Annotated in this window: 24 protein-coding genes and 1 other RNA gene; 9 read left to right on the top strand and 16 right to left on the bottom strand. The window is 71.6% G+C overall.

Going from position 1 to position 24,885, the window contains the following annotated elements; translation table 11 throughout:
• Nucleotides 1-11: 11 nt before the first annotated feature.
• From BKE41_RS23680 to BKE41_RS23660, 5 genes are all read right to left on the bottom strand, one after another.
• Entirely contained in the window at nucleotides 12-3,284 is a 3,273-nt protein-coding gene (locus BKE41_RS23680) for an efflux RND transporter permease subunit (protein WP_071000177.1), read from the bottom strand.
• Nucleotides 3,285-3,572: 288 nt separating this feature from the next.
• A complete protein-coding gene (locus BKE41_RS23675; protein ID WP_012321456.1) occupies nucleotides 3,573-4,007 on the bottom strand; it encodes a tellurite resistance TerB family protein in 435 nt (144 codons plus the stop codon).
• 117 nt (nucleotides 4,008-4,124) lie between these two features.
• Nucleotides 4,125-4,325, bottom strand: a complete 201-nt coding sequence (locus BKE41_RS23670) for a DUF3606 domain-containing protein (RefSeq protein ID WP_012321455.1) — start codon at nucleotides 4,323-4,325, stop codon at nucleotides 4,125-4,127.
• Nucleotides 4,326-4,478: 153 nt separating this feature from the next.
• The gene (locus BKE41_RS23665) at nucleotides 4,479-4,700 is read right to left on the bottom strand and encodes a YbdD/YjiX family protein (RefSeq protein WP_012321454.1); all 222 of its coding nucleotides are present in this window, start codon (nucleotides 4,698-4,700) and stop codon (nucleotides 4,479-4,481) included.
• Between the two features lie 8 nt (nucleotides 4,701-4,708).
• The gene (locus BKE41_RS23660; RefSeq protein ID WP_012321453.1) at nucleotides 4,709-6,769 is read right to left on the bottom strand and encodes a carbon starvation CstA family protein; all 2,061 of its coding nucleotides are present in this window, start codon (nucleotides 6,767-6,769) and stop codon (nucleotides 4,709-4,711) included.
• Nucleotides 6,770-7,055: 286 nt separating this feature from the next.
• Between BKE41_RS23660 and BKE41_RS23655 the strand changes: the two genes are divergently transcribed.
• Nucleotides 7,056-7,925: an NAD(P)-dependent oxidoreductase gene (locus tag BKE41_RS23655; protein ID WP_024828742.1), complete on the top strand. Its 870-nt coding sequence runs from the start codon at nucleotides 7,056-7,058 to the stop codon at nucleotides 7,923-7,925.
• Nucleotides 7,926-8,058: 133 nt separating this feature from the next.
• Here BKE41_RS23655 and miaA read toward each other — a convergent pair whose 3' ends face one another.
• On the bottom strand, nucleotides 8,059-8,985 hold the full coding sequence (miaA, locus tag BKE41_RS23650) for a tRNA (adenosine(37)-N6)-dimethylallyltransferase MiaA (protein ID WP_071000176.1): 927 nt from the start codon (nucleotides 8,983-8,985) through the stop codon (nucleotides 8,059-8,061).
• A gap of 14 nt (nucleotides 8,986-8,999) precedes the next feature.
• Between miaA and serB the strand changes: the two genes are divergently transcribed.
• Nucleotides 9,000-9,893 (top strand): phosphoserine phosphatase SerB, encoded by an 894-nt coding sequence (gene serB, locus BKE41_RS23645; protein ID WP_071000175.1) that lies wholly within the window; start codon nucleotides 9,000-9,002, stop codon nucleotides 9,891-9,893.
• 3 nt (nucleotides 9,894-9,896) lie between these two features.
• Here the strand turns inward: serB and BKE41_RS23640 are convergent, their stop codons facing one another.
• The 7 genes from BKE41_RS23640 to BKE41_RS23610 all read right to left on the bottom strand — a co-directional run bounded on the left by BKE41_RS23640 (nucleotide 9,897) and on the right by BKE41_RS23610 (nucleotide 16,919).
• Nucleotides 9,897-10,403 (bottom strand): DUF1640 domain-containing protein, encoded by a 507-nt coding sequence (locus BKE41_RS23640; RefSeq protein ID WP_071000174.1) that lies wholly within the window; start codon nucleotides 10,401-10,403, stop codon nucleotides 9,897-9,899.
• 142 nt (nucleotides 10,404-10,545) lie between these two features.
• Entirely contained in the window at nucleotides 10,546-12,096 is a 1,551-nt protein-coding gene (locus tag BKE41_RS23635) for a DegQ family serine endoprotease (RefSeq protein ID WP_012321448.1), read from the bottom strand.
• Nucleotides 12,097-12,209: 113 nt separating this feature from the next.
• The gene (locus BKE41_RS23630; RefSeq protein ID WP_012321447.1) at nucleotides 12,210-13,187 is read right to left on the bottom strand and encodes a protease modulator HflC; all 978 of its coding nucleotides are present in this window, start codon (nucleotides 13,185-13,187) and stop codon (nucleotides 12,210-12,212) included.
• Complete coding sequence (gene hflK, locus BKE41_RS23625; protein WP_059408908.1) at nucleotides 13,184-14,368, bottom strand: FtsH protease activity modulator HflK; 1,185 nt, start codon at nucleotides 14,366-14,368, stop codon at nucleotides 13,184-13,186. The genes BKE41_RS23630 and hflK overlap by 4 nt, the downstream gene beginning before the upstream one ends.
• Before the next feature lie 282 nt (nucleotides 14,369-14,650).
• Nucleotides 14,651-15,151, bottom strand: a complete 501-nt coding sequence (locus tag BKE41_RS23620; protein WP_012321445.1) for a dihydrofolate reductase — start codon at nucleotides 15,149-15,151, stop codon at nucleotides 14,651-14,653.
• The gene (locus BKE41_RS23615) at nucleotides 15,148-15,942 is read right to left on the bottom strand and encodes a thymidylate synthase (RefSeq protein WP_043074623.1); all 795 of its coding nucleotides are present in this window, start codon (nucleotides 15,940-15,942) and stop codon (nucleotides 15,148-15,150) included. Before BKE41_RS23615 ends, BKE41_RS23620 begins: the two co-directional genes overlap by 4 nt.
• A 119-nt stretch (nucleotides 15,943-16,061) precedes the next feature.
• Nucleotides 16,062-16,919: a type II CAAX endopeptidase family protein gene (locus BKE41_RS23610; RefSeq protein WP_053621366.1), complete on the bottom strand. Its 858-nt coding sequence runs from the start codon at nucleotides 16,917-16,919 to the stop codon at nucleotides 16,062-16,064.
• Here BKE41_RS23610 and ssrA point away from each other — a divergent pair.
• Nucleotides 16,911-17,292: a transfer-messenger RNA gene (gene ssrA, locus BKE41_RS23605) on the top strand. The genes BKE41_RS23610 and ssrA overlap by 9 nt on opposite strands.
• A gap of 65 nt (nucleotides 17,293-17,357) precedes the next feature.
• Nucleotides 17,358-17,984 (top strand): SspB family protein, encoded by a 627-nt coding sequence (locus BKE41_RS23600; protein WP_071000173.1) that lies wholly within the window; start codon nucleotides 17,358-17,360, stop codon nucleotides 17,982-17,984.
• 449 nt (nucleotides 17,985-18,433) lie between these two features.
• Here the strand turns inward: BKE41_RS23600 and BKE41_RS23590 are convergent, their stop codons facing one another.
• On the bottom strand, nucleotides 18,434-19,822 hold the full coding sequence (locus BKE41_RS23590; RefSeq protein WP_071000171.1) for a cytochrome P450: 1,389 nt from the start codon (nucleotides 19,820-19,822) through the stop codon (nucleotides 18,434-18,436).
• 133 nt (nucleotides 19,823-19,955) lie between these two features.
• Here BKE41_RS23590 and fumC point away from each other — a divergent pair, with 133 nt between their 5' ends.
• From fumC to BKE41_RS23570, 4 genes are all read left to right on the top strand, one after another.
• Nucleotides 19,956-21,365: a class II fumarate hydratase gene (gene fumC / locus BKE41_RS23585; RefSeq protein ID WP_012321440.1), complete on the top strand. Its 1,410-nt coding sequence runs from the start codon at nucleotides 19,956-19,958 to the stop codon at nucleotides 21,363-21,365.
• Nucleotides 21,366-21,427: 62 nt separating this feature from the next.
• Nucleotides 21,428-21,631, top strand: a complete 204-nt coding sequence (locus tag BKE41_RS23580) for a DUF4169 family protein (RefSeq protein WP_012321439.1) — start codon at nucleotides 21,428-21,430, stop codon at nucleotides 21,629-21,631.
• Between the two features lie 130 nt (nucleotides 21,632-21,761).
• Nucleotides 21,762-21,986 (top strand): ribbon-helix-helix domain-containing protein, encoded by a 225-nt coding sequence (locus BKE41_RS23575; RefSeq protein WP_012321438.1) that lies wholly within the window; start codon nucleotides 21,762-21,764, stop codon nucleotides 21,984-21,986.
• An 81-nt stretch (nucleotides 21,987-22,067) separates the two neighbouring features.
• Nucleotides 22,068-22,694 (top strand): ParB-like protein, encoded by a 627-nt coding sequence (locus BKE41_RS23570; RefSeq protein ID WP_012321437.1) that lies wholly within the window; start codon nucleotides 22,068-22,070, stop codon nucleotides 22,692-22,694.
• 33 nt (nucleotides 22,695-22,727) lie between these two features.
• Here BKE41_RS23570 and BKE41_RS23565 read toward each other — a convergent pair whose 3' ends face one another.
• Nucleotides 22,728-23,156: a PRC-barrel domain-containing protein gene (locus tag BKE41_RS23565; RefSeq protein WP_245295831.1), complete on the bottom strand. Its 429-nt coding sequence runs from the start codon at nucleotides 23,154-23,156 to the stop codon at nucleotides 22,728-22,730.
• 120 nt (nucleotides 23,157-23,276) lie between these two features.
• On the opposite strand from BKE41_RS23565, the gene mepA reads away from it, so the two are divergent.
• A complete protein-coding gene (mepA, locus tag BKE41_RS23560) occupies nucleotides 23,277-24,197 on the top strand; it encodes a penicillin-insensitive murein endopeptidase (RefSeq protein ID WP_012321435.1) in 921 nt (306 codons plus the stop codon).
• 25 nt (nucleotides 24,198-24,222) lie between these two features.
• On the opposite strand, the gene BKE41_RS23555 is transcribed toward mepA, so the two are convergent.
• Nucleotides 24,223-24,876, bottom strand: coding sequence for a TetR/AcrR family transcriptional regulator (locus tag BKE41_RS23555; RefSeq protein WP_024828753.1), 654 nt, complete (start codon nucleotides 24,874-24,876; stop codon nucleotides 24,223-24,225).
• Between the last annotated feature and the right edge of the window lie 9 nt (nucleotides 24,877-24,885).

Genomic DNA, 24,885 nt, shown 5'->3' with positions numbered 1-24,885 from the left:
GCCGCGGTCCCCTATGCGGTCGCCGGCCGCCCCTCCGGCTCCAGGTAATCCTGCACCGGCTGCGCCGGGCCGCCGCGCATCAGCACGTAGAGGAACGGCACCAGCAGCAACGTCGCGGGCGTCGCGAAGGCGATGCCGCCCATGACCGCGCGGGCGAGCGCGGCGTTCTGCTCGCCGCCCTCGCCGGTGCCCAAGGCCATCGGGATGAGGCCCAGAAACATCGCCGAGGCGGTCATCAGCACCGGCCGCAACCGGGTCTCGCCCGCGGTGATCGCCGCCTCCAGGGCGCCGCAGCCCGTCGCCTCCCGGTGCTCCTTGGCGAAGGTCACGAGCAGGATCGAGTTCGCCGAGGCGATGCCCACCGACATGATCGCCCCGAAGATCGACGGGATCGAGAACGGCGTCCCGGTCACGAACAGCGCGAAGGTGATGCCGCAGAACGCCATCGGCAGGGCGGCGATCACCACGAACGGGTCGCCCCAGCTCTGGTAGTTCACCGCCATCAGCAGGTAGACGGCGATCAGCGCGATGCCGAGGCCGATCTCCAGGCGGAGGAAGGCCGAGCGCATGTTCTCGATCTGGCCGCGGACGACGATCTTGTCGGGTGCCTCGAGGTTCTTCTGCTCGTCCTCGACGATCGCGTCGATCTCGCGGGCGACCGAGCCGAGGTCCCGGTCCTGCACCGAGGCGAAGATGTCGAAGGTCGGCTGGATGTTGACGTGGCTGATCATGGTCTGCGTCGGCGTCCGGCGGATGTCGGCGAGGCTCGACAGCAGGGTCAGCACCCCGGGGCCGGAGCCGGCGGTCGCGGCGGCGCGCACGAACATCGGCGTGTTGCGCAGGTCGGTGAGCGAGCTGTTGCGGTACTCGGGCGTCTGCACCCAGAGCTGGTAGGGGATGCCGGTCTTCGGGTCCGGCCAGAAGTTCGGCGTGACCTGGTAGCTGCCGGACAGCGAGATGTTCATGTTCTGCGCCACCTGCTGCTCGGTCAGCCCGAGTTCGGAGGCGAGGCGCCGGTCGACGTCGACGTAGAATTGCGGCTCGTTGACGATCTGCTGCAGGTGGACGTCGACGAGGCCCTTCGTGTGCTTCAGCCGCTGCACGATGCGCTGGGCGACCTCCAGGTCCTTCTCCTTGTGCCGGCCGGAGACCTGCACGTCGATCGGCGTGAGGACGCCGAAGTTCAGGATCTGGGTGATCATGTCGGCGGGCTGGAAATACACGATCACGTCGGGGAAGCGCTTCATCAGCACGTCGCGCAGGCGCTTCGTGTAGCCCGCCACCGAGCCGTGCCCCTCCTTCAGGCTGATGAGCATCTGCCCGTCATTGTAGGAGACGAACGAGCCGTCCGAGAACGCGAAGTTGTAGTTGTTCGACGGCAGGCCGATGTTCTGGAGGATCTGGTCGACCTCACCCGCCGGGATCACCTCGCGGACGGTGTCCTCGATCTCGGCGAAGACCTGCCGGGCGGTCTCGATGCGCATGCCGACGCGGGTGCGCAGATGCATGGTCATCTGGCTCGCCTCGATCTGCGGGAAGTAGTCCTGGCCGACGAAGACGAACAGCACGCCGGTCATGCCGAGGACGCCGCCGACGGCGCCCAGGGTGGCGACGCGGTGGCGCAGCACCGCGTGGAGCAGGCCGACATAGCCGCGGTGGAACCGCGCGAAGCCGCGCTCGAAGGCGGCGTGGATCCGGCCGGCGAGCCGCATCAGCGGGGCGCCGACGAGGCCGGCGGCGCGGGCGATCCGGCCCCGCCGGGGCGGCTCACGCGTGTCCCGATCCTTGGCGTGCTTCTGCCGGTATTCCGGCGCCACGATCACGTCGATCAGCAGCGGCACCAGGGTGCGCGACAGCAGGTAGGAGGTCAGCATCGCGAACACGACCGCGAGCGCCTGCGGGGTGAACAGGTACTTCGGCGTGTCGGTGAGCGCGAACACCGCCGTGAAGGCCGCGCAGATCGCCAGCGTCGAGATCAGCGCCGGCTTGGCGATGCCGGCGGCGCCGTGGACCACGCTCTCGCGGAACTCCTCGCCCTCCTCGAACAGCCGGTAGGTGTTCTCGATCGCCACCGTGGCGTCGTCCACGAGGATGCCGACCGCGAGCGCGAGGCCGCCCAGCGTCATCACGTTGATGGTCTCGCCGAGCGCCGCCAGCACGGCGAGCGAGGTCATGACGCAGAGCGGGATCGAGATCAGCACGATGATCGTCGAGCGCCAGGAGCCGAGGAACAGCAGGATCGCGAGCCCCGTCAGGGCCGCCGCGGTCAGCGCCTCGTGCAGCACGCCCTCGATGGCGTTCGAGACGAAGACCGACTGGTCGAAGAGCTGCTTGATCGACAGCCCCTCGGGCGCCGCCGCGCGGATCGTCGGCATCGCCTTCTTGACGTTGTTGACCACGCCGAGGGTCGAGGCGTTGCCGTTCTTGATGATCTGCATCAGCACGGCCTGCTGGCCGTCGGCGCTGACCACGTTGACCTGCGGCGGGCCGCCGTCACGGACATAGGCGACGTCGCGCACCAGCACGGGCTGGCCGGCCACCACCTTGATCGGCGCGAGGTTCAGGGTCTCGATCGACGGCGGGGTGCCGTTGAGCTGGACCGGGTACTGCTGCTCGCCGATCTTGGCGAGGCCGGACGGCACGGTCAGGTTCTGGGCCGTCATGGCGTTGGTGACGTCGAGCGGCGTCAGGCCGAGCGCCTGGAGGGCGTTGAGGTCGAGGTCGACCATGATCTGCCGGGGCGCGCCGCCGAAGGGCGACGGCAGGGTCGAGCCCGGGACCTGCGCCAGGGTCTGGCGGATCCGGTACTGGGCGTAGTCGTAGACCTGGTTGAGGCTGTCCTTGGCCGAGGTCAGGGCCAGCTGGATCACCGGCACCGAGGAGGCGGAGTAGCGCACGATCACCGGCGGCTGCGTGCCGGGGGGCATCACGGCGCGGATCGAGTTGGTCGATGAGACCACCTGGGCGATGGCGAGATCGAGGCTGACGGTGGGCTCGAAGTAGATCCGCTGCACGGCCGTGCCCTGGAGCGTCGTCGACTCCATGCGGCGGATGCTGTTGACGTTGTTGGAGATGCCGTACTCGGCGTAGGTCGTGATGCGCTGTTCCATCTCCGGCGCCGAGAGGCCGGTATAGGTCCAGACCACCACGACGACCGGGATGTCGACGACCGGGAGAACGTCCTTCGGCGCGACGACGATCGCCCCGACGCCGCCGAGCATCATCAGGACCGCGAGCACATAGGTCGTGATCCGGAACTTGAGCGCGTAGAGGACGAGGCCCATGCGGTCTCCGCCGTCCGGCCCCGGGCCGGCCGCTCCGCGTTGCGTACCGGCTCACCGGCTAGAACCGGAATGTTTCGCTATCACGTCCGGATAGGCAAAGGACGGGCCGCGTCGCCGCAGGGTTGTGATCGCGGCCCGTCATACCTCGTCGCCCCCGCACCCAGGGGCGCACGCGTCAGCGGTCCTCGCAGGCGGGTCCCGTCGCGGCCTCCGCCGCGCTCCGGCACCTCGGAATGAGGGCGCGGGGCCGGAGAGGGATCCGCGCGCACCGTCCCCGAGGCGGCGGGATCAGCGCAGCAGGGCGGACTTGTCGACCTGCAGCGCCCCGGCGATCTCGTCGAGCGCCCTGTGCTCGACCTCGCTGATGCCGTCGATATCGGCCACGTCCGCGCCGATCAGGAACACGTCCTGGCGCTGCTCGATCGGCCGCTCCGCGATGGCGCCGATATGGCGCAGGTTCTCCAGCCGGCCGGCCCGGGTCTTGGCACGGGCGATCGCCTCGTAGAGCTCCTGCTCGACGCGCAGCGTGTCGTAGGACTTCTCGAGGATCGGGTTGGCGCGGATGCCGCTGATCGCCGACTCGATCTCCTCCTCGCCCACGTCCCCGTCCGCCACGATGACGTTGGCGGCGGACGAGACCGCGGCCTGCAGGAAGACCGCGTCGCCCGCGTACGACATGATCGTGCGGCCGAACCGAAGGATGGCGTCCTGGAAAATGCTCATGCCGACCTCCCGTCGGGCCTGAGATGGCGGATATTGTGGCGGCCGAGTCAAGATGCGGCCGAGCTTATGCCCGGGATCGCGGAGGACTAGTCCTCGCGCGGGGGCCGGGGTCCAGCTTCAGGTGGCGGGCTCGTGGCCCGGCCAGTCCCGTCCGAGATGGGCGGCCACGCGGGCCGGATCGTCGCCGACCGCCGCCACGGCGGCCTCGACCTGCTCCACCGGGACCATGAACCGGCGCGCCCAGTAGGCCCGCTCCCAGGCATGGGTGGTGTTGACGGCCCGGGGTTCCTTCGCGTCCTGCGCGCTGTCGTCGGTCATCGGCCCTCCGCATCCGGCGAGGGCCCGCGGCCCCCCGGCGTGGAGAACGCCGGCCGGGCCGGATCGGGTCCGCGCAGCGAGCGGGACTCGGTCCGCCGCGAAGACGCGCCGCCGTCCCTGCGGGCGGAGACGACCAGGCTCACCGGCCGCCGCTCAGCAGCAGCGGAACCCCGCGGTGTTGCCGACCCCGAAGCGGGCGTTCTCCCGGTTGCGGAAGAACTCCACCTCGGTCATCGGCGCCCGATCGGGATGGGTGCGGCGGACATGCTCGGCATAGGCCGCGTAGTCCCCCTGCCCGACCATCAGCCGGGCGCCGTCGCAGACGCACTTGGACAGCGTCCGGATCCGGTCCCGCAGGTTCGACGACGGCAGCATGGGACCTCCTACTCCGCCGCGACCATGTGCGGCTCGGTCTCCAGCGCGGTCCAGCGATCCGCGCGCCACGCCTTCAGGCAGGCGGCGATGCCGAAGCCCGCGATGGCGACGACGAGGCCGATGAACAGGGCCGCCAGCACCGCGTCGATGCGGTCGTTGAGGATGATCTGGCTCATCTGGTCGGCGTTCTTGGCCGGGGCCAGGACCTTGCCCTCCGCGGCGGCGGCCGCGTAGCGCTGGGCGTGGGCCAGGAAGCCGATCTTCGGGTCGGCCGAGAAGATCTTCTGCCAGCCGGCCGTGAGGGTGCAGATGCACAGCCACGCGGTCGGGATGATGGTCACGAACGCGTAGCGCTCGCGCTTCATCTTGAAGATCACCACCGTGCAGAGGGTCAGCGCCACCGCGGCCAGCATCTGGTTCGAGATGCCGAAGAGCGGCCACAGGGTGTTGATGCCGCCGAGCGGGTCGGTCACGCCCTGGTAGAGGAAGTAGCCCCAGGCGCCGACCGAGATGGCGGTCGCCGCGATGCTCGGCCCCCACGACGTGGTGTTCTTGAACGACGGGATCGCGAGCGCGACGAGATCCTGCACCATGAACCGGCAGGCGCGGGTGCCCGCGTCCACGGCCGTGAGGATGAACAGGGCCTCGAACAGGATCGCGAAGTGGTACCAGAAGGCCATCATCGCCTTGCCGCCGATGGCCGACGAGATGATGTGGGCCATGCCGACCGCGAGGGTCGGCGCGCCGCCGGCCCGCGAGATGATCGTGTGCTCGCCGACGTCGGCGGCGGTCTGGGTGATCACCTCCGGCGTCGTGGCGAAGCCGAGCTTGGTCACGGCGGCGGCCGCGGTCTCGGGCGTCGTGCCGATCAGGGCCGCGGGCGAGTTCATGGTGAAGTAGACGCCCGGGTCGATCACGCAGGCCGACACCAGCGCCATGATCGCCACGAACGATTCCATCAGCATGCCGCCGTAGCCGATGAAGCGGGCATCGGCCTCGCTGGCGATCAGCTTCGGGGTGGTGCCCGACGAGATCAGGGCGTGGAAGCCCGAGACCGCGCCGCACGCGATGGTGATGAACAGGAACGGGAACAGGCTGCCCGCCCAGACCGGGCCGGTGCCGTCCACGAACTTGGTGACCGCCGGCATCTGCATGTGCGGCGCCACGAAGGCGATGCCGAGCGCGAGGCCCACGATGGTGCCGATCTTGAGGAAGGTCGACAGGTAGTCGCGCGGGGCGAGGAGCAGCCAGACCGGCAGGATCGACGCCACGAAGCCGTAGCCGATCAGCATCCAGCAGAGCTGCGGCCCCGTGAAGGTGAAGGCCGGGCCCCAGACCGGGCTCGACGCCACGGAGCCGCCGGCCACGATCGCCAGCATCAGCAGGACGAAGCCGAGGATCGAGACCTCGCCGATCTTGCCCGGCCGGATGTAGCGGGAATAGACGCCCATCAGCATGGCGATCGGGATCGTCGACATCACCGTGAAGGTGCCCCAGGGGCTCTCGGCGAGCGCCTTGACGACGATCAGCGCCAGCACGGCGAGCAGGATCACCATGATCAGGAAGGTGCCGAACAGGGCGATGATGCCCGGCACGGTGCCGAGCTCGGCCCGGATCAGCTCGCCGAGCGACCGGCCGTCCCGGCGCATCGACACGAACAGGACCATGAAGTCCTGCACGGCGCCGGCGAGGACCACGCCGGCCAGGATCCACAGCATGCCGGGCAGGTAGCCCATCTGGGCGGCGAGCACCGGGCCGACCAGCGGGCCCGCGCCCGCGATCGCCGCGAAGTGGTGGCCGAACAGGACGCCGCGGTTGGTGGGCACGTAGTCGAGCCCGTCGTTGTGGCGCACCGCGGGGGTCGCGCGCTTCGGGTCGAGCCGCATCACCTTGTCGGCGATGAACTGGGAATAGTAGCGGTAGGCGATGAGGTAGACGCAGACCGCCGCGACCACGATCCAGAGGGCGTTGATCGTCTCGCCGCGCTCGCTCGCCACGATCGCCAGCGCCGCGGCGCCGAGCGCCCCCACGAGGGCCCAGGGCCCGTGCCTGCCGATCGCCGAACCCATGTCCCACTCCCTGACCGACCGCCTCGCGCGCGGGGCCACGCGGGGGGCTCCGGCTGGGACTTCGTGGTCCCGGGCTACACGGGCGGGTTATCCTATTGGTCCGCCGTTGACGCAAGCGATCCGAGCTGTGATGCAGCGTCGGCGGCGGCACGACGCCCAATCTGTCACATCGGGTCCCCGGCACGGCCCCGCCCCCTTCACGGCCCGGCCGCCGCGCTCCGGGGCCGCCCGCCGTCGGAGAAGGAAGGGCGCCGGCGCGGTCCGGGCCCGCGAGGAGCGCACGACAATGGCGAAGGTCGCATTCCTGGGTCTCGGCGTGATGGGCGGCCCGATGGCCGGACACCTCGCCAAGAAGGGTGGCCACGACGTCACCGTCTACAACCGCACCACCCCGAAGGCCGAGGCCTGGGTGAAGACCTACGGCGGCGCCTTCGCGCCCACGCCCCGGCAGGCCGCCGAGGGCGCCGAGATCGTGTTCGCCTGCGTGGGCAACGACGACGATCTGCGCAGCGTCGTGCTGGGCGACGACGGGGCGCTCGCCGGCATGAAGCCCGGCGCGGTGTTCGTCGACCACACCACCGCCTCGGCCGAGGTCGCCCGGGAGCTCGCCGCGGCGGCCGAGGCCAAGGGGCTCGGCTTCATCGACGCCCCGGTCTCCGGCGGTCAGGCGGGCGCCGAGAACGGCGTGCTCACCGTGATGTGCGGCGGCGACGCGGCGACCTACGCCAAGGTCGAGGGCGCGATCGGGTCCTTCGCGCGGGCCTGCCGGCTGATGGGCCCGGCCGGGGCCGGCCAGCTCACCAAGATGGTCAACCAGATCTGCATCGCCGGCCTCGTCCAGGGCCTGTCGGAGGGCGTCCACTTCGCCAAGCGGGCCGGCCTCGACGTCGAGGCGGTGCTCGACGTGATCTCCAAGGGGGCCGCCGGCTCCTGGCAGATGGAGAACCGCGGCAAGACGATGAACCAGGGCAAGTTCGACTTCGGCTTCGCGGTCGACTGGATGCGCAAGGACCTGGGCATCCTGCTGGACGAGGCCCGCCGCAACGGCGCCAAGCTGCCGGTCTCGGCCCTCGTCGACCAGTTCTACGCCGAGGTGCAGGCGATGGGCGGCAACCGCTGGGACACGTCGAGCCTCGTGGCGCGGCTGGAGCGCTGACACCTCCGGCCGTTCTCCTGGACCTCGAGGCCAGGGTGAGACGCGACGGGCTCCCGCCCCCGTGCGGGAGAGCGGCGCGGGCCGATCGCGGCGCCGGGCGAGCCTCCTTCGCCCGGCGGAGGGGACGATCGCGTCAGAGCAGGTCTTCGACCGTCGCCCCCTCCGGATCCACCCAGCGCCACGCCTCCCCCATCTGGTGGCGGAACCACGTGAACTGGCGCTTGGCGTAGGCGCGCGTATCCGCCTGCCCGCGCGCGATCGCCTCGTCGAGGCTGAGCGCCCCGTCGAGATGGGCGATCAGGCCCGGCACGCCGTGGGCGCGCATCACCGGCAGCATCGGGTCGAGCCGTCGCGCACGCAGGCGGGCGACCTCGTCCAGGGCCCCCTCGGCGATCATGGTCCGGAAGCGGGCGTCGATCCGCTCCCGCAGCGCCGCGCGGTCGGGCGCCAGGAAGATTCTTCGGAGGTCCCGCCCGGCCAGCGGGCCGGGAACGGGATCGCCGTAGAAGCTGGCGATCGGTCGGCCCGTCGCGAGAAAGATCTCCAGGGCGCGCATCACCCGCATCCGGTCGCTCGGCCGCAGCCGGGCGGCCCCCGCGGGATCGTGCCGGGCGAGGTCGGCGTGCAGCGCCTCGGTCGGGCGGCCCTCGGCCGCGTCCCGCACCCGCGCGCGCACGGTGTCGGGAACCGGCGGCAGCTCCGAGAAGCCCTGCTCCAGCGCCCGGAAGTACAGGCCGGTGCCGCCGACGAAGACCGGCAGGCGCCCGCCGAGCGTCGCCAGCAGCGCCGCCGCGTCGCGGGAGAAGTGCCCCGCGGAGTAGTTCACCGCGCCGTCGACGTGGCCGTAGAGCCGGTGGGGCACCCGCGCCTCCTCGTCCGGGTCGGGCCGGGCGGTCAGGCGGCGCAGGTCCGCGTAGACCTGCATGGAATCGGTGTTGATCACCACGCCGCCGTGACGCTCCGCCAGCCGGGCGGCCAGCGCCGACTTGCCCGAGGCGGTGGGCCCTGCGATGAGGATCGCGGCCGGGCGCCGCCCGGCTTCCTCCCGGTCTGGCGGCAAGGCGAAACTCCACGATGCTGGTCGCGGTCCTGATAGCAAACCCGGATCGGCCGTCCATCACCGACGCGGTGCTGGCCGAGACGCGCGCCGTGCTGCGGACGGAGCACCAGCCGCGGATCCTGCACGGGGAGGTGGCGGCCGAGCTGCTGGTGCCGGGCGAGCCCGCGGCCGCGGCGTCCCTCACCGACAGGCTGCGGACGGCGCTCGCCGGCGAGCCGATCGACCTCGCGGTGCTGCCCGCCGACGCGCACCGGCGCAAGCGCCTGTTCCTGGCCGACATGGACTCCACCATGATCGAGCAGGAATGCATCGACGAGCTCGCCGGGACGCTCGGCCTCAAGGACCGCGTGGCGGCGATCACCGAGCGGGCGATGCGGGGCGAGATCGCCTTCGAGCCGGCCCTGCGCGAGCGCGTCGCGCTGCTGAAGGACATCCCGGTCGGCGCCGTCGACGGGCTGATCGCCGAGCACCTGACCCTGACCCCGGGCGGCCGCACGCTGGTGCGGACGATGCGGGCGCACGGCGCCCATACCTGCCTGGTCTCCGGGGGCTTCACGCTGTTCACCGGCCCGATCGCCGCCATGATCGGCTTCGACGAGCACCGGTCCAACGTGCTGGGCGTGGCGGACGGGCGGCTCACCGGCCGCGTCGAGGACCCGATCGTCGGGAAGGCCGAGAAGCGCGCGACGCTGATCGCGCTGCGCGGAGATCTGGGCCTCGGCGCCGCCGAGACCCTCGCGGTCGGCGACGGCGCCAACGACCTCGACATGCTGGGCGAGGCCGGCCTCGGGGTGGCGTTCCGGGCGAAGCCCGCGGTCGCGGCCGCGGCGCGGGTCCGGGTCGAGCACGGCGACCTCACCGCGCTCCTGTACCTGCAGGGCTACGCCGCGGCGGAGTTCGTGGGGTGAGGCTCAGTGCAGGGTGCGGGTCAGGGCGGTGACCGCGCTCAGCACGGCGAGCGTCTGAAAGCCGAGCGCGCCGACGAGCCAGCGCACCGTCTCGACCTTCGCGGAGGCGATCGCGCCCTTCACGGCCTCGATGTCGGCCTTCGTTTCGAGGCGCAGACCGTCCAGCCCTGCTTTGATCTCCATACGTAGGCCTTCGAGGCCAGCCGTCGTGGAGAGCCGAAGATTGTCGCTGTCGGCCTCGGTCGTCATGCGAAGGCTTTCGATATCCCCCTGGGTGGCGAGCCGAAGCGCTTCGGTGTCGGCACGGCTCTGGATTTTCAGGGCCTCGATGTCACCACGGACTATCTGAACATCGGCTCGCAGCTCGTAGATATCGGCCTTCGTCGCCAGATTCCCGTCGAAGACGTCCACCGGCCCGTCAGCCAGGCCCTCCGCCTGCTCGGGCGACAGCTTCGCCTTCTCCCGCAGGGCGCGGGCGAACTTCAGGGTGTCGAACGCGACGGCCGTCATGGGTCCGAACTCGCCCGAGCCGCACCGACTCGCTGCCCCAGTGTGCCGTGCCGCGGCGCAGCGTCAATGTGGGGCCCCCTGAACGCGCGAGGGCCGCCTCTCCCCGCGGAGCGACGGCCCTCGGCAACGCGGATGAGGCGGCTCAGTCGAGGCCGACCGCCACGAAGCGCACGTCGCCGGTGGCGCCCGCCACCAGCAGCAGCACCGACTTGCGCCCGTCCTTCTTCAGGGCGTCGATCCGCTTGGTCACCTCCGCGGGGGTGCTCACCGCCTCCTGGCCGACCTCGACGATCACCTCGCCGGGCTGGATCCGCTTGTCGGCGGCGGTCGAGTTCGGGTCGACGCGGGTGACGACCACGCCCTTCACGGTGTCCTTGATGGAGTACTTCTTGCGCAGCTCGTCGGTCATGCCGGAGAGGTTGAGGCCGAGCGCCTGCCGGGTCGCGCTCTCGGGCTCCGGCTGGCGCAGGTTGGCGAGCTGCGGCTTGTCGCTGTCCTCCAGGCGGCCGAGGGTGACGGGCTTCGTCACCTCCTCGCCCTTGCGCATGACGACCACGTCGACCTTCTGGCCGACCGGGGTCGAGGCGACGATGCGCGGCAGGTCGCCCGAGGCCTTCACCGGCGCGCCGTTGAACTTCAGGATCACGTCGCCGACCTCGATCCCGGCGGTCTTGGCCGGTCCCTTCTCGTCGACGCCGGCCACCAGGGCGCCCCGCGCGCCGCCCTTGAGGTTGAGCGCCTCGGCGGTGGTGTCGTCGACGTTCTGGATGCGCACGCCGAGCCAGCCGCGGCGGACCTCGCCGAAGTCGCGCAGCTGGTCGATCACGGGCTTGGCCGTGCCCGAGGGAACCGCGAAGCCGATGCCCACGGAGCCGCCGGTCGGCGACAGGATCGCCGTGTTGATGCCGATCACCTCGCCGTCCATGTTGAACAGCGGGCCGCCGGAATTGCCCTTGTTGATGGCCGCGTCCGTCTGGATGTAGTTGTCGTAGGGGCCTGACTCGATGTTCCGGCCCCGCGCCGAGACGATGCCGGCCGAGACCGAGCCGCCGAGCCCGAACGGGTTGCCGATGGCGATGACCCAGTCGCCCGGCCGCATCTTGTCGGAATCGCCGAACGGCACCGCCTTCAGCGTGCGGTCGGCCGGGGGCTTCACCCGCAGGACCGCGAGGTCGATCTTCGAATCCTTGCCGACGATCTCGGCCTTCAGCTTGGTGCCGTCGTGCAGGATGACCTGGATGTCGTTGGCGTCGCCGATGACGTGGTTGTTCGTCACCACGAGGCCGGCGGAATCGATGATGAAGCCGGAGCCCAGCGAGTTCGACTTGCGCTGCTGGCGCGGCCCGTCGCTGTCGCCGCCACCGCCGCCGCGGCCGCCGCGCCGGTTGAAGAACTCCTCGAACAGGTCCTCGAACGGGGTGCCCGGGGGCACCTGCGGCCCGGCGCGGCCGGCCCGGGCCTCGACCGTGGTGGACGCGGAGATGTTCACCACCGCGTCGGTGACCTGCTCGGCGAGGTCGGCGAGGGAGGCCGGCCCCTTGGCGAAGGCCGGGACCGGCAGGGCGGCCGCGGCCACGGAGACGCTGACGGAGGCGCCGATCAGGATCGAGGCCATCAGCGCGCGGGCGCGGGAGCGGGGCTGCGCCGGGGCGCGGCCGAACAGCGCCTCGGGGGCGCTCGCGACGGGGTGCATGGTCGACCTCTTCAAGAACGCGTTTCCGGTCCCGCGGGCCTCGACCGACGGTCGATCGCCCGCGGGTTGTCCTGCACGGTAATCCCCGGGCGCCGGGGCGCCAACGGGCTCCCTCAGCGCGCCGTCCCGGCCGTGGAGCCGGTCGTCGACCCGGTGGTGGCGCTCGGATCGGCCGGTCCGCGCGGTCCGCGGGCTGCCGGGGCGGGTGCCCGGCCCTGCGGATCGCTGAAGAAGCGGAAGAAGTCCGTGTTCGGGCTGATCACCAGGCGGGTGTCGGATCCCTTCAGCCCGCTCTCGTAGGCCTGCATCGAGCGGTAGAAGCTGAAGAAGTCCGCGTCCTTGCCGAACGCGTCGGCGAGGATGCGGTTCTTGTCCGCGTCACCCTGTCCGCGCAGCTGCTCGGACTTCTGCGTCGCCTCGGCGAGGATCACCGTGACCTCGCGGTCGGCCTTGGCGCGGATCGTGGCGGCGATCTGGTCGCCGTTGGCGCGGATGTCGGCGGCCTCGCGCTCGCGCTCGGTCTTCATCCGCCGGTAGACGGCGGCCGAGTTCTGCGCGGGCAGGTCGACGCGGGTCATGCGCAGGTCGACGATCTCGATGCCGAGCGCCTTGGCCTGCCGGTTCACGTCCTCCTGGATCTGGTGCATCAGCTGCCCGCGATCGGTCTTCACGATCGCGTCGCGGGTCGAGCGGGCGAGCACGTTGCGCAGGCCGGAATTGGTGAAGCTCGCGAGCCGCTGGTTGGCCAGCGCGATATTGCCCACCGCCTGGTAGAAGCGCAGCGGATCGACGATCCGGTAGCGGGCGAAGGCGTCCACCTCCAGGTTCTGGCGGTCGGCGGTGAGCACCGTCTGCACCGGCAGGTCGAGGTCGAGGACGCGCTTGTCGAAGATGACCACGTTCTCCATGAACGGGATCTTGAAGTAGAGGCCGGGCTTGTCCTCGCCGGTGGCGTTGAGGACGGCGCGGACGCGGCCGAACTGCAGGACGAGCGCCTGCTGCATCTGGCCGACGGTGAAGATCGAGGCGTAGAGGCCGATCGCGACGATCGCCGCGACCACGATCAGGCCGGTGCGGAGAGCCTGCTTCATCGGGCGGCTCCCGTCTGGGTCTGGGCGCGGGCGCCGAACTCGGAGAGCGGCAGCACCGGCAGCACGCCGGCCGCGGTCGCGCCGCCGGGCTGCGTCCCGTTCTGGTCGATGATCACCTTGTTCACGGAGCCCAGGACCTTCTCCATCGTCTCCAGGAAGATCCGCTCGCGGCTGATCGCCGGGGCGGCCTTGTAGGAGGCATAGACCTCGCTGAAGCGCGCGGCCTGACCGGTGGCGTCGGCGGTCGCCTTCGTCCGGTAGGCCTCGGCCTGCTGGACGATCTGGGACGCCTTACCGCGGGCCTGCGGCACTTCGCGGCTGGCGTAGGTCTTGGCCTCGTTCTGCGCCGTGTCGGCGTCCTGCTGGGCCGCGTTCACGTCGATGAAGGCGGGGCGCACCTCCGGCGGCGGGTTGACCGAGACGAGCTGCACCACCTCGATGCGCACGCCGGCGCCGTACTCGTCGAGCGCCTTCTGGACCATCTCCTTCACCTCCTGGGCGATGCTCGACTGCTCATTGGTGAGGATCGCCTGGATGTTGCGGCGGCCGATCACCTCGCGCATCGCGCTCTCGGAGATCGCCTTGATGGTGCCCTCCGGGTTCTGGAGGTTGAACACGAAGTCGGAAGCCTTCAGCGGGTTGACGCGCCACTGCACCTCGAAGTCGAGATCGACGATGTTCTCGTCACCGGTGAGCATCAGGCTCTCGTCCGGCACGTCGCGGGTGCGGCCCTGGCCGTTCGGGCCGGCGCGGAAGCCGATCTGGATCGAGTTCTGGGAGCCGACATCCGGCTTCACCACGCCGCCGATCGGATAGGGGAAGTTGTAGCGCAGGCCCTCGCCCTTGGTGCCGACATAGCGGCCGAAGATCGTCTCGATGCCGACCTGGCGCGGGTAGACGGTGTAGAAACCGGTGGCGAGCCAGATGGCGATGGCCAGGACGGCGATGACCGCCGCGCTGCGGCCGCCGCCGACGCCGGTCGAGCCGCCGCCGCCGTAGCCGCCGCCCGAGCCGCCGCCGCCCGGGATCAGGCCGCGCAGGCGGTCCTGCCCGCGCCGGAGCAGGTCCTCGAGGTTCGGCGGCGTCTTGCCGCCGCCACCGCCACCGCCCCAGGGACCGCCGCCGTTGCCGCCGGGCCGGCCCCACGGGCCCCCGCCGCCGCTCTGATTGCTCCAAGGCATCCTAGCCGTCGTCTCCTGCCTGTCCGCGCCCGGCCCATATCCCGGCCGGCGCCCCCTGCCTGAACGGCCACGCTCGCCCGCCTAGTCCCGACCCTCCGGACCGATCGCACCGCGACCGCGCCCGGTTGGAGGCCACGAGAGCCCGCACGCGCATCTTCCCGCAGGATGTGCAGGCCCGGCGTGAGCGCGCGCACCCGACAGGCACCTGCGGGCGCACGCCCCGTGCTGTCAAGGCTGGCAGGTGGGCATGCGCGGCGCGGAACGCAAATGCGGCGGCGCGCCTCAGCGTGCGCGCTCCCAGTCGACGAAGGCGAAGGCGTGCTCGTCCCGCGGGCCCGCGGGGTGCGCCTCGCGGAACGTCTCCCGGAAGCGGGCGCGGTCGAAGGCGGGGAATCGCACGTCGCCGGCGGGCTCGGCCTCGACCTCGGTGAGATGGAGCCGGTCGGCGTGCGGGAGCGCGAGCGCGTAGATCTCGGCACCGCCGACCACCATCAGCTCCGCCCCGGCGGCGGCCAGCGCGGAGTCCCAGTCGTGGACGGTCTCGACGCCCTCGGCGCGGAAGCCCGTATCCCGGGTGAGCACCAGGGTGCGGCGCCCCGGCAGGGGCCGGCCGATCGAATCCCAGGTGCGCCGGCCCATCAGCATCGGCTTGCCCATGGTCAGGGCCTTGAAGCGCTTGAGGTCGCTGGAGAGATGCCAGGCGAGCCCGTTGTCGCGGCCGATCACGCCGTTGCGGGCGACGGCGGCGACCAGGGAGACGAGCGGGGCGACGGTCGCGCTCATACCGCCACCGGGGCCGCGATGGCGGGGTGCGGGTCGTAGTTCTCGATGGCGATGTCCTCGAACCGGAAGGCGAAGAGGTCGCGGACCTCCGGGTTGAGCCGCAGCTGCGGCAGCGGGCGCGGGGACCGGCCCAGCAGGGTGCGGGTCTGCTCCAGGTGGTTCCGGTAGAGGTGGGCGTCGCCGAAGGTGTGGACGAAGGCGCCGACCCCGAGGCCGGTCACCTGGGCGATCATGTGGGTCAGGAGGGCGTAGCTCGCGATATTGAAGGGCACGCCCAGGAAGGCGTCCGCCGAGCGCTGGTAGAGCTGGCAGGAGAGCCGCCCCTCGCTGACGTAGAACTGGAACAGGCAGTGGCAGGGGGCGAGCGCCATCCGGTCGAGGTCGGCCGGGTTCCAGGCCGAGACGATCAGGCGGCGGGAATCGGGGTTGCGCCGGATCTCGTCGAGCACCCAGGCGATCTGGTCGACCGTGCCGCCCCCGGGCCTCTCCCAGGAGCGCCACTGCCGGCCGTAGACCGGGCCGAGGTCGCCGTTCGCGTCGGCCCACTCGTCCCAGATCGTCACGCCGTTCGCCCGCAACGCCGCGACGTTGGTGTCGCCGGCCAGGAACCAGAGCAGCTCGTGGATGATCGAGCGCAGGTGCAGCCGCTTCGTGGTGACCAGCGGGAAGCCCGCCGACAGGTCGAAGCGCATCTGGTGGCCGAACACCGAGAGCGTGCCGGTCCCGGTGCGGTCGTCCTTGGCGACGCCCGCGTCGAGGATGCGCCGGAGCAGGTCGTGATATGCGTCCATCGCCCATTCCTGCGCGCCGGCGCGCCGCCGGGCAAGCGCGCCGCCGCGATATGTCCACCGCCGTCGCGCCGGGAGCCTGTCCGCGGGCGGCGTCCGGCCGGCGCCCCTCGGACACGCCCTCACGCCGGCCAGAGCAGGTAGGTCACCAGGGCGAGGTTCGACCATCCGTGCAGGGCGATGCCGGGCCAGAGCCGGCCGGTGCGCCAGCGCAGCCAGCCCAGCGCCAGGGCGAGCGGCAGCAGCGAGACCGGCCGGGCGAGCCCCCAGGACGAGATGTGGGCGGCGGCGAAGATGAGCGCCGTGACCAGGATCGCGCCTGCCGGCCCCACCGCGGCGCTGGCGCGGGCGAAGGCCTCGCCGCGCAGCAGCAGCTCCTCGGCCACGGGCGCCAGGATCGCGAGATAGGCCAGCCAGGCCGCGACGGCGGCCTGGCTCATGAACGGCGACAGCCGCACGTGCTGGCCGAAGCTCGCGCCGAACAGCTCCGCCGTGCCGGTGACCCAGGCGATGTGCAGCACCGGCCAGATCAGCAGGAGGCCCAGCAGGGCGACCGGCCGCATCCCGTTCGGCCGCTCGCGGTCGAGGGCGAGGCGACGCCGCCAGCCGGCCCGGTCACGCCACCACGCGCCGCCGAGCACCAGGGCGGCGAGGAAGACCTGGCGCAGGGCGTCGACCGCGAAGGCCCGGTGGGCGAGCTCCACCGCGCCCAGGAACGGGCGCCGCTCGGGGGGCAGGAACGGGTCGATCCCGCTCCACAGGTCGAAACCGACGCGCACCGTGGCCAGCGACAGCAGGCTCGCCGCGCCCAGATAGACGACCACGAGGGCGACCAGGGCGCCGAGCCGCCACGTCGCGGCCCAGACGCGCTCGAGGGGGCCCCGCGCCTCGGGGGCGGCGGCGCGCGACTGCGCACTTCCGGCAACAGCCTCGCCCTGAGGCTCCAAATGAGACAGCGGCGCGACACGATCGGGCTTCAAAACCGGACCGATCCCCTCTATATCTTGGGAGCCGGTCGCGAGGCCGGCTATGGCGATAAACGTTCTTCGCAATAAACCTATCGGACCCGGGGGCGGTACCCGGCGCCTCCACCCGAGCCCAGGACATGCTGCCGCAAGGCGCGTGCTCGGAGCCTGGGCTTCGGCGGGGGCGACATAGGATCGACGAGGGCGTAAAGGTTGGACTTTCGCTCGGCATGGTTCCGCCGTTATCGGGCCTTTGCAATAGTTGCCAACGACAACTTTGCTCCGGTGGCGGTGGCCGCGTAAGCGGTCCCCAAAACCGATCTCAAGTCCTAGCGGGTAGCACCGCATAGGCGGGGTTCGGAGGCACCTGGCAACAGAAGCCTCCACTTCAAGTCCTCGGTCCGGCCATCCGCGGCGGGGCGCCGGGCAGACCGGGCTAGAGCGCGACCGCAGATGGCAGACGACCTGATCCGCTACGACCTCCTGGTACAGGACGCCCTGCGCGGCGTGGTGCGCAAGGTGCTGACCGACGCGGCCCGTGAGGGGCTGATGGGCGAGCACCATTTCTACGTCTCGTTCCGGACGGAAGCGCCCGGCGTGCGGATGTCGCAGGCCCTGCGCGAGAAGTACCCGCAGGACATGACGATCGTCCTGCAGCACCAGTTCTGGGACCTCAACGTCACCGAGCACGCCTTCGAGGTCGGCCTGTCCTTCTCGGGCGTGCCGGAGCGCCTGCTGGTGCCGTTCGACGCCCTGTCGGGCTTCTTCGACCCCTCGGTCCAGTTCGGCCTGAAGTTCGACCTCAGCGAGGCCGGCGAGACCCCCGAGGAGGCGAACGCCGCCCCGGCCAAGCCCGGTCCCCGCGGCGCCGGCTCGGAACCCGGCGAGGTGCGGCCCAAGAGCGCCGGGCTCGCCACGATCGGCGCGAGCGCGCCGAAGGGGCTTCCCGCGCCCGCCGCCCAGGGCGAGAAGGCCGCCGGCAAGGCCGACGACAAGGCCCCCGGCCCCGCCGCCAAGAAGGAGGGCGAGGAGGGCAGTGCCGAGGTCGTGAGCCTGGACGCGTTCCGCAAGAAGAGCTGAGACCGCCCCTGGCCGACTCGACGGCCGGGGCGTTCGGGCGGTGGACGACACGGTCGCGCAGCCGACACTGTCGGCGCGCGCGCGGAAACCATCGCGCCGAGCGCTTCGACGCGGGCGAGACGCTCACCGCGTCGTTCTTCACCGCCACGGCGAGTCCGACACGCGGGACGGCCTGCATCGCGCCGCTGGTTCAGCACCCGACGGATGTGCTGACGAGCAGCGGATGAGCTTGCCCGCTGTCAGCCCCCTCCTCCTCCTGATCGGCCAGATCGCGCTTCGTCAGTTCCTGCGGGCGGAGGACACGCGACATGCCACGGCCTCCGCTCTCCAGATCCCGGCCATGGCGGTGGCCATGTTGGCGCCGGGCCTCGGAAGCTCGCTCGTCGCCGCGCGGATCTACGACCGTAGCGCGCAGGCTCGAAGCGCGCAGGCTCGAAGCGCGCCGGGCCCTAGCCCCGCGCCGTCGCCTCCATGAGCAGGCCGTGCTCCGGCCGGAGCGTCACCCGGTGGAGCGGCGTGACCGGCGGGTGATCGGCCGGCAGCCGGAAGCGCACCGCCCGGACCACGTGCGCCAGCAGGATCACCGCCTCCTGGATCGAGAAGCTCTGGCCGATGCAGACCCGCGGCCCCGCCCCGAACGGCAGGTAGGCGAAGCGCGGGATCGCGTCCCGATTCCCCGGCAGGAACCGCTCCGGCACGAAGGCCTCCGGGTCCTCCCAGAGCAGCCGGTGGCGGTGGAGCACCCAGGGCGCCACCATCACCAGCGAGCCCCGCGGCACCTTGATCCGGCCGAGCCGGTCGTCCCGGATCGCCTGCCGGCTGAGGAACGGGACCGGCGGGAACAGCCGCATCGCCTCCTCCATCACCGCCCGGGTGAAGGGCAGGCGCTCGACGGCGAAGTCCCCCGGGCCGGCGGCGTCGATTTCGGCCTCGACCCGCGCCTGCGCGGCGGGATCCTGCGACAGGCAGTAGAGCGCCCAGGTCAGGGAATTGGCCGTGGTCTCGTGGCCGGCGGCGATGAAGGTGACGATGTTGGCCTTCACGGCGAGGTCCGTGAGCCCGTTGCCGGTCTCGGGATCCTGCGCGGCGAGCAGCAGCGTCAGCAGGTCCCGGGGCGCCTCGCCCCGCGCCATCAGCGCCTTGCGCCGGGCGATGAGTTCGTCGACCACCTCGGCGAAGAAGCGGCCCGCCGGGCGCGCCCGCAGGCGGCCGATCCGCGGCACGAAGTCGGGCACGCCGAACACGTCGAGGGGGTCGATCGGCCCGACGGCCTCGAGGAAGCGCGTGATGGCGCGGCCCAGCGCGTCGGGATCGCTCGGCAGCCCCTGCGTGAAGATCGTCCGCTCCAGCACGTCGAGGGTGACCCGGGTCATCTCCAGGGCGACGTCGACCGGCTTGCCGTCGCGGCGGACGAGGCGGCGGCCGAGCCGCGCCCCGGCGGCGTTCATCGCGTCGGAGAAGCCCTGGACCGTGCGGGCGTTGAAGATCGGCGCGAGCGTCCGGCGCTGGAGCCGCCACTCGTCGCCCTCGGCGCTCAGCAGGCCGTTGCCGAGCCCCGGGGCCAGGACCCGGCGCTGCAGGTCGTCCTTGCGGTAGCCGTCGGCGTTCTCGATCAGCAGGTGGCGGATCAGCGCCGGGTCGCTCACCAGGGTGATCCGGCCCATCGCGCCCTCGGCCGCCACGACCGGCAGCTTGAAATGCGCGTCCATCCAGGTGGTGATCGGATTCTTCCGCGCCGCCCGCAGGAATTCGAACAGGCCGAGCGGCTCCTTCAGCGGAGGCGGCACGGCCGGGCGGAACCGGGTGGCGGGCTCGGGCAGGTCGATCGTGGCGCTCATCGGCTCCCAGTTCGGCTTCACGTCGGGCGGGAACAGAGCCCCGCCCTTGTTGGCGCGCCGGGAAAACCGGCATCGCGATTCACCCGCACCTCATTTAAGTAGGCACCGCACTGCACCAGACGTAGAGGCCACGATGTCGCCCACCGAGACCGCCACCCGCACCGAGTCCGACACCTTCGGTCCGATCGAGGTCCCGGCGCATCGCTACTGGGGCGCGCAGACGCAGCGCTCGATCCAGAACTTCAAGATCGGCACCGACCGGATGCCGGCGCCGCTCGTCCACGCCCTCGGTGTGGTGAAGCAGGCCGCCGCCCTGGTGAACAAGGATCTCGGCGCCCTCGACCCGAAGCTCGCCGACGCCATCGCGGCCTCGGCCGCCGAGGTCGTGGAGGGCCGCTACGACGACGAGTTCCCGCTCGTCATCTATCAGACCGGCTCGGGCACCCAGTCGAACATGAACGCCAACGAGGTGATCGCGAGCCTCGCCAACGAGCGGCTCGGCGGCCAGCGCGGCGGCAAGTCGCCGGTCCACCCGAACGACCATTGCAACCGCGGCCAGTCCTCGAACGACACCTTCCCCACCGCCATGCACATCGCGGTGGCCCGCGAGATCCAGGGGCGCCTGCTGCCGGCGCTCTCCCACCTGCACGGGGCGCTCGACGCCAAGGCCAAGGAATTCGAGTCGATCGTCAAGATCGGCCGCACCCATCTGCAGGATGCGACCCCGGTCTCCCTCGGCCAGGAATTCTCCGGCTACGTCGCGCAGGTCGCGCTCGGCGGCTCGCGGGTCGCCGCGACCCTGCCGGGCGTGCTGGCCCTCGCCCAAGGCGGGACCGCGGTCGGCACCGGCCTCAACGCCCACCCGGAATTCGCCGAGCGCTTCGCCGCCAAGGTCGCCGAGCTGACCGGCCTGCCCTTCACCTCGGCCGAGAACAAGTTCGAGGCGCTCGCCACCCACGACGCCCTCGTCTTCACGCAGGGCGCCCTGTCGGCGCTCGCCGCCGGCCTGTTCAAGATCGCCCAGGACATCCGCTTCCTCGGCTCGGGGCCGCGCTCCGGCCTCGGCGAGCTGTCGCTGCCCGAGAACGAGCCCGGCTCCTCGATCATGCCCGGCAAGGTCAACCCGACCCAGTGCGAGGCCCTGACGATGGTCTGCGCCCAGGTGATCGGCAACGGCACCACGGTGAGCTTCGCCGGCTCCCAGGGCAATTTCGAGCTCAACGTGTTCAAGCCGGTGATCGCCAACGCGGTGCTGCAGTCGGTGCGGCTGCTCGCCGACGCGGCGGTGAGCTTCACCGACAATTGCGTCGTCGGCATCAAGGCCAACGAGGACAAGATCGCCGACCTGATGAGCCGCTCGCTCATGCTGGTGACCGCCCTCGCGCCCTCGATCGGCTACGACAAGGCCGCCGAGATCGCCAAGACCGCGCACAAGAACGGCACCACCCTCAAGGAGGAGGCCCTGCGCCTCGGCTACGTCACCGAGGAGGAGTTCGCGCGCGTGGTCCGGCCGGAGACCATGCTGGCGCCGAGCGCCGACTGATTCTTCCGAGACTCGCCGGCGCGGTCCGCCCGCGCCGGCCGCGGGACACCGGGAGGCGGTCCATGGCCGAGATCATCAACCTGCGTCAGGTCCGCAAGGCGAAGGCCCGGGCCGAGGCCGACACGAAGGCCGAGTCCAACCGGATCGCCTTCGGGCAGCCCAAGAAGGCGAAGACGCTCCAGCAGCGCCGCAAGGCCCTGGAGACCGAGCGCCACGAGGGCCACCGCCTCGAGCGGGGCGCCTCCGAGCCCGATACCGCGGAATGATCCTGTCGCTCCCCGGCCGGCGTCGTCGCGCGCGGGGCGGAGCGATCCCGTCTCGCGGGGCTGAGAGGCGTCGCGCCGTCCTGGACCGCCTCGTTCCGCGCGCGGGGACGGGACGCGCGGCCGATCCCGCATGAGCGCCGGCATCACCAAGCGCTCCGTGATGATCGCCGGCCACCGCACCAGCGTGTCGCTGGAGGACCCGTTCTGGGCGGCCCTGCGGGCGATCGCGGAGGCGCGGGGCCAGTCGGTCCAGGCCCTCATCGGGCACATCGACGCCGGCCGCGACGGGCAGAACCTGTCCTCGGCGATCCGCGTGTTCGTGCTGGAGGCCGTCCGCGCGATGCCGGAAACGTGAGCGCCGCGCGCCCTGGCCGCTCCTCCGATCCTGGATAGGTTGTGACGAGCGCGTGGCAAATCCACGCAGGAAGGAGACCTCATGGCCAACCGAGAGCCGCTGCTCAAGCCCGTCCCGATCGCGGAGCTGCGCCCGACGCAGATGACGGTGGGCTATCGGGAAGTGGCGGAGAAGCGGCGGCGCTGGCGGGAGTACGACGGCGAGAAGAAGAAGGAATTCCTCGGCGCCCACATGATCCCGACCCTGCTGGGTCCGAAGAAGCGCCACTACATCATCGACCACCACCACCTGTCCCGCGCCCTGCACGAGGAGGGCGTCGAGAGCGTGCTCGTCACCGTGGTGGCCGACCTGCACTACCTCGACAAGGATGCGTTCTGGACGGTCTGCGACCACAAGTCCTGGACCCATCCCTACGACGCCGACGGCGTGCGCCGGCACTTCGGCGACATCCCGAAATCGGTCGACGCCCTGGTGGACGACCCCTACCGCAGCCTCGCCGGCGAGCTGCGCCGGGCCGGCGGCTTCGCGAAGGACACGACGCCGTTCAGCGAGTTCCTCTGGGCCGACTTCCTGCGGCGGAACATCAAGGAGAAGCGGATCGAGAACGACTTCTCCTCCGCCCTGGAGCGGGCGATGTCGCTCGCCAAATCCAAGGACGCCGACTACCTGCCCGGCTGGTGCGGGCCGGTGACCCGCCATGTCCGCTGAGTTCCGCTCCGAGCAGGCGACGCCCGGCGTCGCCTAGATCCCCCAGTAGGGCGCCGCGTCGTAGTAGCGGTGGATCTGCTCCTCCCAGGCGCCGTCCGCGGCCGGATCGGTGCCCTCGGGGGTGCGGGCCGGGGCGGCGCGCAGCTGCTCCTCGGTGATGTCGACCACGTAGGCGTCCTGCTGCGGCTCGAACCGGAGCACCGACCAGGGCAGCGTGTAGAAATCCTCGCCGAGGCCCAGGAACCCGCCGAAGCTCATCACCGCGTAGGCGACCCGGCCGGAGACCTTGTCGAGCATCAGCCGCTCGATCCGGCCGACCCGGGTCCCGTCGGACCGGCGGACATCCGTCCCGATGACCCGATCGCTGGCGATCAGGCGGCGGGGTGCCCTGTCGGCGGGATTCGCCGTGCCGGGCTGACCGCTCGCCGTGCCCGTCCCCGTGCCCGTCCCCGTGACCGCCATCGTCGCCTCCCGACCGTTTCCGCGCGGCGCGCGCCGTCTGCCCGAAAAACGCCCCGCCCCTGGGCCACGTTCCGGCGGGCGCCCGCGCCCGCCCTCTCCAGCCGGACGAACAGCCCCCGCATGCCGATGCCGCGTTTCGCCCAGAGCCTCGCGCTCGCCGCCCTGCTCCTGCCCGCCGCCGCGCAGGCCCAGGATCGCGGCAGCATCAACCCGAAGCCGCTGCCGCCCCTGGAGCATCCGGACGCGCCCTCGACGCCCGCCAAGGCCCTGTTCGGGCGCGTCACCAGGCCGGCCGGAGGGCCGGCCCACATCTACGGCTTCTACGCCAAGGGCTGCTTCTCCGGCGGCGAGGCGCTGCCGATGGACGGGCCGAACTGGCAGGTCATGCGCCCGTCCCGCAACCGGATGTGGGGCACCCCCTACCTCATCGACTTCATCGAGCGGCTGTCGCAGAAGGCCGCCCGGGTCGGCTGGCCCGGCCTGCTCGTGGGCGACATGGCCCAGCCCCGGGGCGGCCCGATGATCACCGGCCACGCCTCGCACCAGATCGGCATCGACGCCGACGTCTGGCTGACGCCGATGCCCGACCACCGCATGAGCCGGGCGGAGCGCGAGGAGACCTCGGCGACCGACATGGTCCGCCGCGACCGCCTCGACATCGATCCCGAAGTCTGGACGCCGACGCACCTGCAGCTGATCAAGATCACCGCCGAGCAGCCGGAGGTGGAGCGCATCTTCGTCAACGCGGCGATCAAGAAGGCCCTCTGCCGCGACGCCGCGGGCAGCCGCTGGATGTCCAAGGTGCGCCCGATGTACGGGCACAATTACCACTACCATATCCGGCTCGCCTGCCCGGCCGGCCAGGAGGATTGCCAGCCGCAGGGCGCGCCGCCGCCGGGCGACGGCTGCGACGACCTCAGCTACTGGTTCTCGGACGCGGTGCTCCACCCGAAGCCCCCGAAGACGCCGCCGAAGCCCAAGCCCGCCATGACCATGGCGGCGCTGCCCGCCGCCTGCCGGGCGGTGCTGAAGGCGCCGTAGGCCGGCACTCCGGGGCGGTCGCCGCTCAGGGCGCGGCGGCCTCCGCGTAGGGCGTGCCGGCCAGCGCCGCCCGCAGGCCCGCCGTCCCCCGGTCGATGACTGCCAGGAAGGCGGCATTCGCCGCCTCCGTCCGCCGCGTCGCCCCGAACGTCCGGTGCGCCCGGAGGAAGGCCACGCTCCAGGTCGCCAGGAGCAGGCCAGCCGCCAGATCGGCGTCGGGATCCTCCGGCCCGCGCCCGACGGACTCGGCGAGCGCGACCCGCAGCACGGCCGCGAGTTCGTCCCGGATCGCCCGGGCCCGGGCCTTGAGCGTCTCGCTCTCCGCCGCCGTCGCCACGAAGGCGCCGCTGCGCGCGGAGAAGTCCACGACCGGGTTCCGGCCCGTCACCAGCCGGTGCGCCAGCTGGCGGAGCGTCTCGACCGGCGCGACCCGGGGATCGCGCTGCCGTAGGGTCTCGCGCAGGAGGTCGCGGCCCTCCTCGTCGCGGTCGTAGAACATGTCCTCCTTGCGGGGGAAATGGTTGAACACGGTCATCCGGCCGACATCGGCCGCCGCCGCGATCTCGTCCACCGTCACGGCGTCGAAGCCGCGCTCCAGGAACAGCCGCGTGGCGGCGTCCGAGATGGCCTGCCGCGTGGCGAGGCGCTTGCGGGACCGGCGGTCGGGGGACGTTGACATGCGCCGCCA

It is taken from the genome of Methylobacterium sp. C1 (assembly GCF_001854385.1).
Lineage (GTDB): Bacteria > Pseudomonadota > Alphaproteobacteria > Rhizobiales > Beijerinckiaceae > Methylobacterium > Methylobacterium radiotolerans.
Note: the sequence above shows the minus strand (reverse complement) of the source record. Positions and strands in the feature narration are given on the sequence as shown.